9 protein-coding genes and 2 CRISPR repeat arrays (1 of these 11 cut by a window edge) are annotated in these 17,330 nt (G+C 37.5%); of the genes, 8 read left to right on the forward strand and 1 reads right to left on the reverse strand.

Annotated elements, in window-relative coordinates:
* A CRISPR array of direct repeats spans positions 1 to 1,793; the repeat unit is 32 nt; unit sequence ATTTCAATCCACGCACCCATATAGAGTGCGAC (it extends 165 nt beyond the left edge of the window).
* 336 nt (positions 1,794 to 2,129) lie between these two features.
* From cas3 to MHI02_RS04780, 8 genes are all read left to right on the forward strand, one after another.
* Positions 2,130 to 4,535, forward strand: coding sequence for a CRISPR-associated helicase Cas3' (cas3, locus tag MHI02_RS04745; RefSeq protein ID WP_341165697.1), 2,406 nt, complete (start codon positions 2,130 to 2,132; stop codon positions 4,533 to 4,535).
* Between the two features lie 438 nt (positions 4,536 to 4,973).
* Positions 4,974 to 5,687, forward strand: coding sequence for a type I-C CRISPR-associated protein Cas5c (gene cas5c, locus MHI02_RS04750; RefSeq protein WP_341165698.1), 714 nt, complete (start codon positions 4,974 to 4,976; stop codon positions 5,685 to 5,687).
* A gap of 1 nt (position 5,688) precedes the next feature.
* Complete coding sequence (cas8c, locus tag MHI02_RS04755) at positions 5,689 to 7,587, forward strand: type I-C CRISPR-associated protein Cas8c/Csd1 (protein ID WP_341165699.1); 1,899 nt, start codon at positions 5,689 to 5,691, stop codon at positions 7,585 to 7,587.
* Positions 7,584 to 8,441: a type I-C CRISPR-associated protein Cas7/Csd2 gene (gene cas7c, locus MHI02_RS04760; RefSeq protein ID WP_047186534.1), complete on the forward strand. Its 858-nt coding sequence runs from the start codon at positions 7,584 to 7,586 to the stop codon at positions 8,439 to 8,441. Before cas8c ends, cas7c begins: the two co-directional genes overlap by 4 nt.
* Entirely contained in the window at positions 8,431 to 9,087 is a 657-nt protein-coding gene (cas4, locus tag MHI02_RS04765) for a CRISPR-associated protein Cas4 (protein WP_341165700.1), read from the forward strand. The genes cas7c and cas4 overlap by 11 nt, the downstream gene beginning before the upstream one ends.
* Positions 9,084 to 10,115, forward strand: a complete 1,032-nt coding sequence (gene cas1c, locus MHI02_RS04770; RefSeq protein WP_341165701.1) for a type I-C CRISPR-associated endonuclease Cas1c — start codon at positions 9,084 to 9,086, stop codon at positions 10,113 to 10,115. Before cas4 ends, cas1c begins: the two co-directional genes overlap by 4 nt.
* Positions 10,116 to 10,123: 8 nt before the next feature.
* Entirely contained in the window at positions 10,124 to 10,414 is a 291-nt protein-coding gene (gene cas2 / locus MHI02_RS04775) for a CRISPR-associated endonuclease Cas2 (RefSeq protein WP_047184402.1), read from the forward strand.
* Positions 10,415 to 10,589: 175 nt separating this feature from the next.
* A CRISPR array of direct repeats spans positions 10,590 to 15,741; the repeat unit is 32 nt; unit sequence GTCGCACTCTACATGAGTGCGTGGATTGAAAT.
* Positions 15,742 to 16,117: 376 nt separating this feature from the next.
* The gene (locus MHI02_RS04780) at positions 16,118 to 16,504 is read left to right on the forward strand and encodes a hypothetical protein (RefSeq protein ID WP_240473281.1); all 387 of its coding nucleotides are present in this window, start codon (positions 16,118 to 16,120) and stop codon (positions 16,502 to 16,504) included.
* Positions 16,505 to 16,907: 403 nt separating this feature from the next.
* Here MHI02_RS04780 and MHI02_RS04785 read toward each other — a convergent pair whose 3' ends face one another.
* On the reverse strand, positions 16,908 to 17,168 hold the full coding sequence (locus tag MHI02_RS04785) for a hypothetical protein (RefSeq protein ID WP_052771655.1): 261 nt from the start codon (positions 17,166 to 17,168) through the stop codon (positions 16,908 to 16,910).
* Positions 17,169 to 17,330: the final 162 nt, after the last annotated feature.

The following is a 17,330-nucleotide window of genomic DNA, read 5'->3' on the forward strand; positions in this document are numbered from 1 at the left end:
CAAAGTGTACCAAATTAAAATAGGATAGTGACCATTTCAATCCACGCACCCATATAGAGTGCGACTAGATTTTTTTGAGTTCATCTTGCTCTTTATAATCTATTTCAATCCACGCACCCATATAGAGTGCGACTACAGCGGAAGTACAATCATTAGAAACGACAATTAATTTCAATCCACGCACCCATATAGAGTGCGACTTGATTAATGTTTTCTGCTTGGAAATCATCTGGAATTTCAATCCACGCACCCATATAGAGTGCGACGATTCCCTAAATTTCTACTACCTATCTCCTTAGTATTTCAATCCACGCACCCATATAGAGTGCGACTTTACATGTCGGATTTGGGTAAGGCGTTAGAGTTCGATTTCAATCCACGCACCCATATAGAGTGCGACCTAGAAACTCCTCCGGAACGTCATGTGACCGTAATTTCAATCCACGCACCCATATAGAGTGCGACGAGCCGTTCGTCATCATGCCACCTAAGATGATTATCATTTCAATCCACGCACCCATATAGAGTGCGACGAAACCTATGAACGAATGGATCCATTTAGTTAAAATTTCAATCCACGCACCCATATAGAGTGCGACTCAATGGTACGTAGACGGGGACAACAAAAATGGAATTTCAATCCACGCACCCATATAGAGTGCGACTCAATGGTACGTAGACGGGGACAACAAAAATGGAATTTCAATCCACGCACCCATATAGAGTGCGACTTTATGGTGGATTAACTTATGCTATTGAACATGCTATTTCAATCCACGCACCCATATAGAGTGCGACATATTTGTTAAGACCCAAGATAGTCGGTACGTCTATTTCAATCCACGCACCCATATAGAGTGCGACAGATTTAACAGGCCGTGAATACCCCGCAATAGCAATTTCAATCCACGCACCCATATAGAGTGCGACGCCCACGAACTAGGTCATTCAAAATTGCACCCTAATTTCAATCCACGCACCCATATAGAGTGCGACGGTTTACCTAATACTTTTTCTGGTGGAGCATCGAAATTTCAATCCACGCACCCATATAGAGTGCGACTTGGTAATGGGATTAGTAAAGTATATGCACCTACTATTTCAATCCACGCACCCATATAGAGTGCGACACTTGAGGACCGCGTTGTATTGCTTGGCTTGGAAATTTCAATCCACGCACCCATATAGAGTGCGACTAGTTCGGATTAAGTTCTCCTACGACAAGGGACTTATTTCAATCCACGCACCCATATAGAGTGCGACAACCATTACTGGAAGGTGTGGCACTTAATAATAAATTTCAATCCACGCACCCATATAGAGTGCGACGATATAATACGGATAAGATGTATTGTAATAGATAATTTCAATCCACGCACCCATATAGAGTGCGACTGCATATAGGGGGGCATAATTAAAACTTAGAATTGATTTCAATCCACGCACCCATATAGAGTGCGACATGAAGGACATTGGGATTGTCCTCGAGAAGTCGGCATTTCAATCCACGCACCCATATAGAGTGCGACGTATGTGACCGTGAACCAATCGGAACCATCGTTATTTCAATCCACGCACCCATATAGAGTGCGACGGCGGTGACTATGATCCTGCAGGATATAAAAGAATTTCAATCCACGCACCCATATAGAGTGCGACCTTTCTTGTTCCTTCTTAATTCCTTTATCCGTTTTGATTTCAATCCACGCACCCATATAGAGTGCGACTCGAAGATGAATTTTTCTTGGTTGAAACATTGATATTTCAATCCACGCACCCATATAGAGTGCGACAGCGAATTTCGCCCAAAATGCGAACATGCATTTTGAAAAAGACATATTCTAAACAAAAATATGTAACTTTTTATAATATAAACACATCATATCACAAAGAAATACATATAACGAGGCTATTTTTGGTGCTAACCTATTAATGATTTTATGTGTGCTTAGGGTTAGCACCATAACTAAAATAATAACGACCTCCCTAGCAAAATTATACAAACATACTATTAGCATTTCATAGGAATAGATTAAAATACGATAATGTGAAAATTTAGTAACCAAATACTGTTAATTTATCCATTTAGTGGTACTATTTATTTATGGAATTATTAAAGGAGGTTTAAAATGGTCTATATTGCCCATGTGCGTGAAAGTGATAAGGAAATTCAAACCGTTTCCGAGCATTTAAATGGTGTTAAACATTTAGCTGAGGTATTTGGCGGAAAGTTAGGACTTACACATGTTGCTGGTTTAGCAGGCCTGCTTCATGACTTGGGAAAGTATACAGATATTTTTCAAAAATACATAAAACAAGTAGCTTTTCACCCAGAAACCGCTGAAATAAAACGTGGAGAAGTTGATCATTCGACAGCCGGAGGAAAATTGTTGTTCTCCATGTTCCATAATGAAAAAAATACACCATATGAAAAACTATTAACTGAAATAGTCGGAAATGCTATTATTTCACACCACAGTAACTTACATGATTATATTTCCCCAGATATCAATTCTGACTTTTTAAGACGTGTAAGAGATAAAGATTTAGATGGATATTCACTAGCTGTTGAACGCTTTTTCGAAGAGGTCATAACGGAGAAAGACTTTAAACAATATGTATCCAATGCCTTGGATGAGTTAATGCATTTTATGGATTCTAGCCCCACACAAATTTTCTTTCTAACAAAATATATATTCAGCTGTTTAGTCGATGCCGATCGAACAGATACAAGGCAATTTGAAGAAAAATTAAGAGAAGTACAGGATTCACAAAACGAAAATTTGTTTGCTTCATACTATCAAAAATTAATGAATAAGCTCAATTCCTTTAAAAAGGATAAAAGTAGTAATGAGCAAATCAACAAATTGCGTCAAGAAATGTCAGAGCAATGTGACTTATTTGCTGATAAACCCTCTGGTATTTATACTTTGTCAATTCCAACAGGAGGAGGAAAAACACTAGCTAGCCTTCGATATGCGCTTAAACATGCACAAAAATTTAATAAGCAGCGGATTATCTATGTTGTACCATTCACAACGATAATTGAACAAAATGCGGAAGAAGTTAGAACGATATTGGAAGATGATATACATATATTAGAGCATCATTCCAATGTTATTGATGAAGTAGAGGAAGAAGATGAACTCTCAGATGGTCTAATTACAAAGAGGGAAAGACTGAAGCTTGCACGTGATAACTGGGATAGTCCAGTTATCTTTACCACAATGGTCCAATTTTTAAATGTATTTTATGCCAAAGGAAATAGAAATACACGACGATTACATAATTTAAGTCATTCGGTACTTATCTTTGACGAAGTACAAAAGGTTCCGACAAAAAGTGTATCTCTTTTTAATGAAGCGCTAAACTTTTTAAAAAAAGATGCTCACTCTAGCATTCTACTTTGCACTGCAACTCAACCAACATTGGAGCATGTAAATCATTTTCTTTTAAAAAATAGGGATGGAGAAATTGTTCAAAATCTATCTGAGGTTTCAAGAGCATTTAAAAGGGTTGAAGTTATTGATCGAACAGGTAAACAGATGAATAACAATCAGTTAGCCGATTGGGTTCATACTAATGCAGAATCATGGCAAAGTACACTTGTTATTTTAAATACAAAGTCAGTTGTTAAGGAACTATACGAAGCATTAAAGAATAGTCCATTGCCAGTTTATCATTTAAGTACATCCATGTGTGCTGCACATCGGAAAGATATTTTAAACGAAATTAGGGAGTTACTGGAAAATAAAACCCCTTTTATATGCGTGACAACTCAATTGATTGAAGCTGGTGTTGATATAAGCTTTAAATGTGTGATTCGATCATTGGCAGGACTTGATTCCATTGCTCAAGCAGCTGGAAGATGTAATAGACATGGAGAAGATGATGTTCAAGATGTTTATGTGATTGATCATGTTGATGAGAAACTTTCGAAATTGAAAGAGATTAAAACTGGTAAGGAAATAACAGGTAATGTTCTTGCGAGATATAAAAAGAAGGCTGATGAATACGACAAAAGCTTATTATCGCAAACCGCGATGGATGAGTACTTTCAGCATTATTATAAAAAAATGGAAGCAGATTTAAACTATTATATTCCTAAGGTAGAAAAAGATATGACGAAATTGTTGATGACTACTCGAAGGGAAAGCGATTACTTTAAAGCGTATGAGAAGAAATATAAAACAAAATTTCCATTAGCTTTAACCGGAAGTTATAAAACGGCAGCTGACCATTTCCAAGTTATTGATCAACAGACAACTTCTGTAATTGTACCTTATGGCGAAGGAAAAGAAATTATCGCAAAGTTAAATAGTGTTGAGAGAATAGAAGATTTATCAAAATTGTTAAAGCAAGCGCAACAATACACGGTTAATTTATATTCACAAGCATTAAGGCAATTAAAACAGGATAATGCCATTGTTCCGCATCTAGAAGGAATGATTTATGAGCTAAGGGAGAATTGGTACAGTGAGGATTATGGTGTTGATTTGAAAGGGGAAGGTGAGATGGGGTTCATGTCATTTTAGAATTAAAAACCTATCTATTGCAGATAGGTTTCCAATTGTATATTCAAATTTTTCAATCCGCGCTTAAAAAAGCGATATATATATATATATATATTATAACAAAATATTAAAGAAAAATATTAGTTCATTATAATATAAAATATTAAAACCAATCTTGATTTGAAAGTGATTTTAGAGTATTATATAAATTACAATGATTCTAAAAAAGATAGGGGTGCGTAAATATTGGAGAGTACTAAATTGGAGTTACAAAGATTAGAAGAACAAGTTAGATTAATAAGAGTTGAATTAATGCAATTAAGGCAAGTAGTTTGGAAGGATAGAAATCCTAAATAAAAATATTTCAGTAGGATTTATACAAATCCTACTGATAAATCATATTTTAGTAGTAGATAGAAAATTGACTAGCTATGCACTTTAAAGGAGGTGAAACCAACCATGAAAAACGAAATCCAATTTGAGTTATTTGGCGATTATGCCCTTTTCACAGACCCACTTACTAAAATTGGAGGTGAGAAGCTTTCCTATAGTGTGCCAACCTACCAAGCTTTAAAAGGAATAGTAGAATCTATTTACTGGAAACCAACAATCATGTTTATTATTGATGAACTTCGTGTTATGAAACCAATTCAGATGGAATCCAAAGGAATTCGGCCAATTGAGTATGGCGGCGGAAATACACTTGCGAATTATACCTATTTGAAGGATGTGCATTACCAGGTAAAAGCCCACTTTGAATTTAATATGAGCCGCCCTGATATGGAATTTGATCGGAATGAAGGAAAGCATTTTAGCATTCTTCAGCGATCATTGAAAGCTGGAGGTAGGAGAGATATATTCCTTGGTACAAGAGAATGTCAGGGGTATGTGGAACCTTGCGAGTTTGGAAGTGGTAAAGGATTCTATGACGAAGTAGACGCAGACTATCCATTAGGGACAATGGTACACGGTTTTAATTATCCAGATGAGACTGGAAGAAATCAATTAGAAGTTAGGTTATGGCGTCCAGTAATGGAAAAGGGATATATTAAGTTTCCTAGACCAGAAGAATGTAGGATTACAAGACCGATTAAAGAAATGGAAGCAAAATTCTTTAATGAAGACAATGTTGAATCTGCTGAAGCATTAGCTCGTTCATTAGGAGGTGAATAAGTTGAGTTGGTTGTATAATTTATATAAAACCTATGAAATGAATACAGAGCAAATTGGAAAAACAGTAAAAAAACGTAATGACAAGGAATACACATTATTACCAATTTCTCATACAACACAAAATGCTCATATCGAAGTTACAATTGACGAAGATGGAGATATTTTGCAAGCAACCGTACTAGAAAAAGAGAATACTATTATCCCTTGTACTGAGGAATCAGCTAGTCGCGCAGGATCAAAGATTGCACCATATCCATTGCATGACAAGTTAAGTTATGTAGCAGGTGATTTTGTAAAATATGGTGGTAAGATAAAAAATCAAGATGATGTTCCTTTTGACGCATATATCCAGAACTTGAAGGAATGGGCTGAATCACCATATGCTATAGATAAAGTAAAAAGCATTTATAAGTATCTAAGCAAAGGTAGATTGATTGAGGATTTGGTTAAATATAAGGTTCTTGTGCTGGATGAAAATCAGCAATTAATTGAGAAATGGAATAAGAAATATGAAGAATCACTAGGTGAAAAGCCACTAATCTTTTCTAGTGGTACGACAGATCAGGTAAGTGCTTTTGTTCGATTTAATGTTTATTCACGAACATCTACTGTAGATGTGTGGAAGGATAGGGAGATGTACCAATCTTTTATTGATTTTTATAATGAGAGATTAGGTGATGAGGATGTTGACTTTATAACTGGTGAATTAGCTCCAAGTACGGAACGACATGCCAATAAAATTCGCCATGCAGCTGATAAGGCAAAGTTAATTTCAGCGAATGATACTTCTGGTTTTACTTTCCGTGGAAGATTTAAGACGAGTAAGGAAGCTGCTGGTATTAGCTATGAAGTATCGCAAAAGGCGCACAATGCACTAAAATGGTTGATTCATCGTCAAGGGAAGACAATTGATAATCGCGTGTTTCTAGTTTGGGGGAATGACGATAAAAATGTCCCTGACCCAGGGGAAGATGCATTGGATATTTTGTATCATGCAAATCGAAAGATAGAAGAAGAACCGGATACAGACAAGCCTTTTGCAGAAGAAGTAAAAAGAGCCATTGATGGATATCGAAATGATATTAATTATGACTCTGAAGTTAACATACTTGTGCTTGATTCAGCAACAACGGGAAGAATGGCTGTCCTTTATTACCGAAATATGAATAAAGAAATATATCTTAATAGTTTGAAAGATTGGCATTCACAGTGCAGCTGGGAACATCGGTACCGTAAAAACGAAGAGAAATTTGTGAAATTTTATGGTGCTCCTGCAACGAGAGATATTGCTTTTGCAGCATATGGGCCTAGGGCGAGTGACAAAATTGTAAAAGGATTAATGGAAAGAATGCTTCCTTGTATTATAGATGGACGAATTATTCCAAAGGATATTGTGAAAAGTGCCTTTCAGCGAGCATCTAATCCAGTTGCGATGGAGCGCTGGGAGTGGGAGAAAACCCTTAGTATCGCTTGTGCATTGATACGAAAATCATTAATTGAAAAAAAGGAGGAATGGGATGTGGCATTAGACAAAACTATTACTGATCGTAGTTATCTATTTGGTAGATTGTTAGCAGTTGCAGATGTGCTAGAAAGAGGCGCACTTGGTAAGGAAGAAACGAGAGCTACTAATGCTATACGGTATATGAATTCTTTTTCACAAAAGCCAAGTCGTACATGGATGACTCTTCAAGCGAGTTTACAACCATATCAAGCAAGGCTTGGAACAAAAGCGAACTATTTATCAAAAATAATAGATGAAATAAGTGATCAATTTGCCGTTGAGGATTTTAACAATAAACCACTATCTGAAAAATATTTATTAGGTTTTTACAGTCAACGTCGAGAACTTTATAAGAAAAAAGAAATAAATATTGAGAGTGAGGAGACGAATAAATGAGTATACTTGACCACAAAATTGATTTTGCTGTAGTATTATCTGTTTCAAAAGCTAATCCGAATGGGGATCCACTAAATGGAAACCGACCACGCCAGAATTACGATGGACATGGAGAAATTTCAGACGTTGCTATTAAACGAAAAATTCGTAACCGATTGCAAGACATGGGGGAAGACATCTTTGTTCAATCGGATGATCGTAAAATAGATGGTTTTAAAAGTTTAAAAGAAAGGGCAGAATCCGATGAAACTCTAGCCAAAATGTTAAAGGATAAGAAAGCTTCAGGTGATGATTTTGCCTCTATTGCTTGTGAAAAATGGTTGGATGTCCGCAGTTTTGGACAAGTGTTTGCATTCAAAGGATCTAATCTTTCTGTAGGTGTCCGTGGTCCTGTGTCTGTTCAAACGGCAACCAGTGTTGATCCGATTGATATCACGAGCTTACAGATTACTAAAAGTGTAAACTCCGTTACTAGTGATTCCAAAGGTTCTGACACAATGGGGATGAAGCACCGTGTAGACTTTGGGGTTTACGTGTTCAAAGGAAGTATCAATACACAACTTGCTGAAAAAACAGGATTTACCAATGAAGATGCAGAAAAAATCAAGCAAGCTCTAATTACACTATTTGAGAATGATAGTTCATCTGCGCGACCTGAAGGCAGTATGGAAGTTCATAAAGTGTATTGGTGGGAGCATTCTTCTAAACTCGGCCAATATTCATCTGCAAAAGTGCATCGATCTTTAAATATTGAAGCTAAAACGGATGCTCCAAAAGCTTTTAACGAAGAAAATTATACCGTTGAATTACATGACTTAGATGGGTTAGCGGTGGAAGTATTCGATGGACAATAATGAAGAACATTATTTAATGTTGTCAGGCTTACAGCATTTTCAGTTTTGCCGCCGACAATGGGCGTTAATTCACGTTGAGCAACAGTGGGAAGAAAATGTTAAAACGATTGAAGGGCAGCATCTGCATCAAAAAGCCGATCAGCCATTTATCCGTGAGAAAAGGGGAGAAAAGCTGATTGTGCGAGCGATGCCAATACAATCTCATCAATTAAAATTGACTGGTATCTGCGATGTTGTTGAGTTTATAAAAAGTCCAGATGGGATAGAATTAGCGGGGATTAATGGTCGTTATTTAGCCTATCCGGTTGAATATAAACGTGGTAAACCTAAAAAAGGTGATGAAGATGTTATTCAACTAGTAGCTCAAGCAATGTGTTTGGAAGAAATGCTTCTATGTGAAGTAGATAAAGGATTTCTTTATTACAATGAAATAAAACATCGTGTGGAAGTGCCTATAACTGAAACGTTAAGAAATAAAGTGATAGAAATGGCGAAGGAAATGCATCATTATTATGATAATCGTCAGACACCTAAGGTTAAAACCGGTCAACATTGTAAAAGCTGTTCATTACAACATATTTGTTTACCAAAACTTATGAAAAGGCGTTCTGTAAGAAGTTATATAGAAGGAAGGTTGAACGAGTGAAAAAAATGTTAAACACGTTATTTGTTACCCAACCGGATGTTTACTTGTCATTAGATGGGGATAATATTGTGTTGCGTAAAGATCAGGAACAACTCGGGAGACTTCCATTACATAATTTAGAAAGTATCGTTAGTTTTGGTTACACAGGAGCTAGTCCAGCGCTAATGGGATATTGTGCTGAACGGAATATATCAATTGCCTTTTTAACAAAGAACGGAAGATTTTTGGCACGAGTAATTGGTCAAAGTAGAGGAAATGTAACTTTAAGGAAGAAACAATATCGTCTATCAGATGATGAGCATACATCAGCAAAAATAGCACGTAATTTTATTGTTGGCAAAATTTATAATAATAAATGGATACTTGAACGAATGACAAGAAATTACCCATTGCGTATTGATGTAGAGCAATTTAAGGAAATATCTAAACACCTTACTTCGATTCTCCAAGAAGTAAGGAAGTGTGAAGAATTAGATAGCCTACGTGGATGGGAAGGACAGGCTGCAATTAGTTATAATAAAGTCTTTAATTCTATGATTCTACAACAAAAAGATGATTTTTACTTTCTTCAACGCTCAAGAAGACCACCGAAAGACAATGTAAATGCAATGCTTTCTTTTGCCTATACACTTCTTGCAAATGATACTGCAGCTGCATTGGAAACTGTCGGTTTAGATGCTTATGTTGGTTTTATGCATCGGGATAGACCAGGTCGCGTCTCCCTTGCCCTTGATTTGATGGAAGAATTAAGAGGAGTTTTCGCTGATAAATTTGTATTATCCCTAATAAATCGCAAAGAGCTAACAAGGAACGATTTTCTAAAAAAGGAAAATGGTGCTGTATTAATGACAGATGAGGCAAGAAAGAAATTTTTAAAGGCCTGGCAATTAAAGAAACAAGAAAAGATAACACATCCATTTCTCTCAGAAAAAATAACATGGGGACTGGTACCTTATGCACAAGCATTATTACTAGCTCGATACTTACGTGGTGATTTGGATGAATATCCACCATTTTTATGGAAGTAGGTGAAGTGATGCTAGTAATAATCACATATGATGTTAGTACGTCAAGCAATGGAGGAACAAAAAGGCTTAGAAAAGTTTCGAAGGCATGCCAAAATTACGGTCAACGAGTACAAAACTCTGTTTTTGAATGTATTGTAGACGCTACACAATATACAATATTAAAACATGAATTAGAGAAACTTATTGACCCTACAAAAGATAGTCTTCGATTTTATAATTTAGGTAATAATCATAAAGCGAAAGTGGATCATATTGGAATAAAAGAATCTATAGATTTAGAAGAGCCATTATTATTTTAGTTAATGGTGCTAACCCTAAGCGCACATGAAATGCATAGGGGGTTAGCACCAGAAAATAGACTACTAATAGATAAAAAACTGGAAAATAGTAAGAATAAGTTATGTGATATAGTATATTTTTAGAAGAATAGTATTCTTTTGGAATATATGTTCTTGTTTTTTAAAGGAATTCGCTGTCGCACTCTACATGAGTGCGTGGATTGAAATTTATCACCGGATACCGATACGCTATTGGATTTGCCGTCGCACTCTACATGAGTGCGTGGATTGAAATCCTTCCGAATATCCCCAAAAATGCATGAATCAAAGTCGCACTCTACATGAGTGCGTGGATTGAAATCAGCCGTAGGTTTAAGACATGCTCCGCCTATCAAGTCGCACTCTACATGAGTGCGTGGATTGAAATAATTAGAAGGTCACACTTTGCCGATACCGGAGGGGTCGCACTCTACATGAGTGCGTGGATTGAAATAATTTATAAACCGATTTAATCAACAATCCAACTAAGTCGCACTCTACATGAGTGCGTGGATTGAAATCGTTTAATGATTGAAGGATACCTCCTCCAATACGGTCGCACTCTACATGAGTGCGTGGATTGAAATTGTTTTTTAGTCCACGTTTATTAGACATTTTATGTCGCACTCTACATGAGTGCGTGGATTGAAATTTTGACGGCGGCTCAGTCGCCGCACCCACGGGAAGTCGCACTCTACATGAGTGCGTGGATTGAAATTCCAACTATGCAGAACATCATTAATAAGGTTGCGAGTCGCACTCTACATGAGTGCGTGGATTGAAATTCTATTACAAGTAGAGAATCCCTTACGCACTCATGTCGCACTCTACATGAGTGCGTGGATTGAAATCTAAATACAAGAAAGGGACGAAAGGACATCCAGGGGGTCGCACTCTACATGAGTGCGTGGATTGAAATAAAACCGTAATAAAAGCTATTGTCGACTTTGTAAGTCGCACTCTACATGAGTGCGTGGATTGAAATTTGTGCAGCTACAATAGTAACAGTACCTTCCCATGTCGCACTCTACATGAGTGCGTGGATTGAAATTTATTGGTAGTGATTTAGGGAAAACAATGTTGGGGTCGCACTCTACATGAGTGCGTGGATTGAAATAAGTGAACCACTAAGAATCGGAGACAACAACGGAATGTCGCACTCTACATGAGTGCGTGGATTGAAATACCAAAATCAGCAAATGTAATGTCTTGATATTGCGGTCGCACTCTACATGAGTGCGTGGATTGAAATCTCCTCAACCTTTTTAATTAGTACCGCACCTCCATCGTCGCACTCTACATGAGTGCGTGGATTGAAATTAACTTTAAGTTTTAATTATGCCCCCCTTATATAGTCGCACTCTACATGAGTGCGTGGATTGAAATAATCGAAATACCTCCCAACTCCATCCACTGCTTCTGTCGCACTCTACATGAGTGCGTGGATTGAAATTATGTTATTAAAGCCAAAAATGATGTCCTAGACGGTCGCACTCTACATGAGTGCGTGGATTGAAATACGGTGGCTCTAATCTTGAATACGCCCTAAGAAGGTCGCACTCTACATGAGTGCGTGGATTGAAATACGGTGGCTCTAATCTTGAATACGCCCTAAGAAGGTCGCACTCTACATGAGTGCGTGGATTGAAATTCCGGTTAAGCACTTACTCAAACGGGTAGGTGCTGTCGCACTCTACATGAGTGCGTGGATTGAAATCTCGTAATCCGTGCTAGTGTTACCTTCTTCCAATGTCGCACTCTACATGAGTGCGTGGATTGAAATACTTGAAGCCACGACAAAAAGGACAAGATAATGTTGTCGCACTCTACATGAGTGCGTGGATTGAAATAGTACCTAAAATTAAAAACGATCCACCAGAACAAGTCGCACTCTACATGAGTGCGTGGATTGAAATAACAAATCCATGGTAAACGCCGTCTCTATATAATGTCGCACTCTACATGAGTGCGTGGATTGAAATAACAAAATAAAATATTAATGCAGTTACTTCAAAAAGTCGCACTCTACATGAGTGCGTGGATTGAAATCATGTCTGAAATGGGATCTATTATTAACCAAGTACGTCGCACTCTACATGAGTGCGTGGATTGAAATTTAAATTGTTCAACCGCCACTTGTAAATCAGATGTCGCACTCTACATGAGTGCGTGGATTGAAATACAGAATTTACTGTGGCTGACTTTGGTGAGACGGGTCGCACTCTACATGAGTGCGTGGATTGAAATATAGGTGATATTGCGAAGGCTGGATTCTCCATGGTCGCACTCTACATGAGTGCGTGGATTGAAATTTTTATCGCGGGGCGGTTGACCCAAACGCAGATATCGTCGCACTCTACATGAGTGCGTGGATTGAAATACGAACTGCTATTAGTAATATAACTAATCTGTTAGGTCGCACTCTACATGAGTGCGTGGATTGAAATCCAAAAAACGTCAATTGAACAAAGTTCCAAATGGTCGCACTCTACATGAGTGCGTGGATTGAAATTCTTCGATCAATTCCTTGCGACTAATCGGAATCATGGTCGCACTCTACATGAGTGCGTGGATTGAAATAATCCGAATATATTTACTTCTTGCAACAGTTGATTGTCGCACTCTACATGAGTGCGTGGATTGAAATAGCAGGGATTACCTCTTCTACGGCTATATCAAGTCGTCGCACTCTACATGAGTGCGTGGATTGAAATAATAAATAAAGCATATGTCTCGTATGCAAGTCACCGTCGCACTCTACATGAGTGCGTGGATTGAAATTTTCCATTGGCAAGGGAGTATGTTGGCTGGAACAGTCGCACTCTACATGAGTGCGTGGATTGAAATGTTTAGCGACAGTTAAAGAATTGCCCGATGCAAAGTCGCACTCTACATGAGTGCGTGGATTGAAATATCAATCAACTTAGCGTTTTTCCAATCCTCTCCACCGTCGCACTCTACATGAGTGCGTGGATTGAAATTTGAACAATATTAGAGGCATTAAGGCGATAACGAGTCGCACTCTACATGAGTGCGTGGATTGAAATCATTGCCCACATAACGTAAGAAAGAGACATGACAGTCGCACTCTACATGAGTGCGTGGATTGAAATACAGGTCGCTTACACCGATAACATTAACCAACTAGTCGCACTCTACATGAGTGCGTGGATTGAAATTAAGAAAAATTATCCGAAGGGAGTGGTACTAATAGTCGCACTCTACATGAGTGCGTGGATTGAAATAAGAACCCCGTTTTCTTTCCAATTCCTGCACAATCGGTCGCACTCTACATGAGTGCGTGGATTGAAATCTTTAACAGGATGGTCAAATATATAAGTGAACTGTCGCACTCTACATGAGTGCGTGGATTGAAATACCACTTAAACTAAAAACCACCCCTCTATAGGCGGTCGCACTCTACATGAGTGCGTGGATTGAAATTCTTGTCGTGTTATTAAACCCAGTAGGATTGACGTCGCACTCTACATGAGTGCGTGGATTGAAATCGTTTAGGTTGTACTCCCAACCCTTAGTATAAGTGTCGCACTCTACATGAGTGCGTGGATTGAAATGCCATGTTATGTCACCTCACAAATAATAAAAGCGAGTCGCACTCTACATGAGTGCGTGGATTGAAATTTTTGATAGTCATACAAGACCGTATTCTTTAATAGTCGCACTCTACATGAGTGCGTGGATTGAAATAACATTCGCTTTAATGGAGTTATTACGTTACGCCTTGTCGCACTCTACATGAGTGCGTGGATTGAAATTACTCGTTTTGCACAAATATCGAACTACCTTATTGTCGCACTCTACATGAGTGCGTGGATTGAAATCAAGAAGTATATTTAGACACCACAGAAACGGAAGAAGGTCGCACTCTACATGAGTGCGTGGATTGAAATGTAATCTACAGTAACCTTAAAATTACTTTTCTTAGTCGCACTCTACATGAGTGCGTGGATTGAAATTTTATTTGAGTTTTATTTAAGGCTTCAACAGCAATAGTCGCACTCTACATGAGTGCGTGGATTGAAATGCAAAAATGATGTATGACGAACACGGAATGAAAATGTCGCACTCTACATGAGTGCGTGGATTGAAATATATAATCTAATTTAAATTTCATCGCCGTTTTACGTCGCACTCTACATGAGTGCGTGGATTGAAATAATTAATGGATGATTCATGTTAATCCTCCTTTTCTGTCGCACTCTACATGAGTGCGTGGATTGAAATATTAGAGACGGAGGGAGAATCATTATCCCTTACGTCGCACTCTACATGAGTGCGTGGATTGAAATTAAATTATACATAGTGTTATCACTCCTTATATAGTCGCACTCTACATGAGTGCGTGGATTGAAATAGTAATTATATAATGATATTCGTTGTTATCACCGTCGCACTCTACATGAGTGCGTGGATTGAAATGCCATCATCAAGTATTACGTCATCTCCTGGATTAAGTCGCACTCTACATGAGTGCGTGGATTGAAATCCGAATCCATTGAACCTAAATACGGATGGCAATGGTCGCACTCTACATGAGTGCGTGGATTGAAATTTGTCATTATAAGTATGATACTCAATAGGTGCATGGTCGCACTCTACATGAGTGCGTGGATTGAAATGCAAGCTATGGATCATTTTATGCGCGGGGATTACATCGTCGCACTCTACATGAGTGCGTGGATTGAAATTAGAAAATTTATTTATGAGATAGGAGGAAATCAAATGGTCGCACTCTACATGAGTGCGTGGATTGAAATTTATAAACTAGCAGGCATTGAACACCAATATGGATGTCGCACTCTACATGAGTGCGTGGATTGAAATTTGAAATCAAAACACATGGTAAAAATCCAACATTGGTCGCACTCTACATGAGTGCGTGGATTGAAATCTGTAATTCAGCGCCTAGATCAATCGCCTTTTTTGTCGCACTCTACATGAGTGCGTGGATTGAAATCTCAGTTCTGTTATCGCTCATCACTTCAAATTTTAGTCGCACTCTACATGAGTGCGTGGATTGAAATTAAACTAAAAGGTCGAAAGGTTCGCATTCACCCGTCGCACTCTACATGAGTGCGTGGATTGAAATACATTATATCATGCATCCAAACTCCATCCATACTTGTCGCACTCTACATGAGTGCGTGGATTGAAATATTCAGTCTATCTCGTAAAATGCCAAATTTTCCAGTCGCACTCTACATGAGTGCGTGGATTGAAATCACCATGGCTCGTTGCTGCATTATCTGTCGCATGGTCGCACTCTACATGAGTGCGTGGATTGAACTTTTTAGTACAATGTAACAGTATCCTTTATTTCCAAATGCGTGGTCTAACTCCACCGTCTTTAAACGGTATCCGCTTTAGGCCTATCTTTTAATGTCCATAATTAAGTTATAAGGTGAAAAGTATGGATGGATATAAGAAGTATAGCCATGCAGTATATGATATCTAGTACTATGTAATCTGGGTAACCTTTGATATCGGTTTATGGGGAATTATCTTCGGTATTTGTGGTCACTTAGTTTTAAATATACAGTGAGAAAATAAATAAATGGGAAAAGACTATTTTCTCCCATTTATTTATAAGAATACATTGGTAGTTGTAAATAGTAAGGTAAATAATAAGGTAAATAGTAGCTAATGATACAAGAAGGATGTTTGTTGACGATTAAGAAAGCACCAATCTTTATTCAAAAAGGAGGCACATCTTTGAACTGTTGCTGTGATAGTGGAAAAACAAACGATTTAAAAATCGAAGGTGATGTAGGAGCAGATCCAATTTGGTGTAATAGGTGCGGTTGTAATCTTAACATAGAAGACATTCCAATATCTGCTAGATTAGTAGAGGAATTGTCTTATTGGAAAGCAAAGTATGGAGAATGGATTGATTGGGATTTAGACAAATTGGTTCCTAATGGGGTTGAACTGGAAGAAAGATTTAATCAAAGGGGACTTGCTTTAGCGGAAAAAGTTAAACAAGAATTGGACAGTAAATATAAAATAAGATACGTAGCCTCTACCAGTGCAAGGACTTATGATCAAAGCTAAAAGGCTTTTATGATCACCATACATCCGAATTGGAATGGAGTACATAAATGCCAAATGTCTTTTTGATTCGGCAAATGATACATAAAGTCATTTGTAAGTAGGAATTAGCTGGAAAATAATCCATAGTCCAATAAAAAACCGATTGACAGCTTCTTTCTTTTAATGAAATAAACGAGTTCTCATTTAGAGACCTCGTTTATTACACAATCGCATACAAGTTAAAAGTGGTTTTTCAAGAAAAGATTGGAAGCCATATATAACGGCAAATGACATTGATGCAATAAGATGATGGATTCGTGTGAATTTAACATATTTTATAAAGTTAATTTTCTCTAATAAATTTAATATTGGAAATGCGTAAATTAAATTTTGCAGGAAATTTGTTAACAAATATAACCAAAACTTACCGTAAGTTAAATGGAAAATCCATAAAGTCCCCTACTGAAAAAGGACCTAAAATAACACTTAAAATGTTATAGATTCGAGTTTTTTTACCACCTTTTACTTTCCATGATTTAAAATGAGTCCCGATAAAAACAGTTGTCATAACTAATAATGCTGACAATGTAGAGGCAGGGAGATATCTTTTGACCGATTTTTTCGGAATAAAAAACAAAGTTATCCATGATAAAATGAATCCTATTCGGACCAAGCGTACAATCACTTATTGATCCCTCCCTTCCATTTTTTAGACTCTGCAGTTATAAAAAATTTATACAAAGTCAGAATTATTTCACCGAATTAAGCTAGTATGCAAAAGGCAGTGAACCTTTTATGGAAGGGATGACATAACATTCTTTATCATCGTATTCTTGCTTATTACATT

Origin of the sequence: Oceanobacillus sp. FSL K6-0118, assembly GCF_038006665.1 — a bacterium.
Classification (GTDB): Bacteria; Bacillota; Bacilli; order Bacillales; family Amphibacillaceae; genus Oceanobacillus; species Oceanobacillus caeni.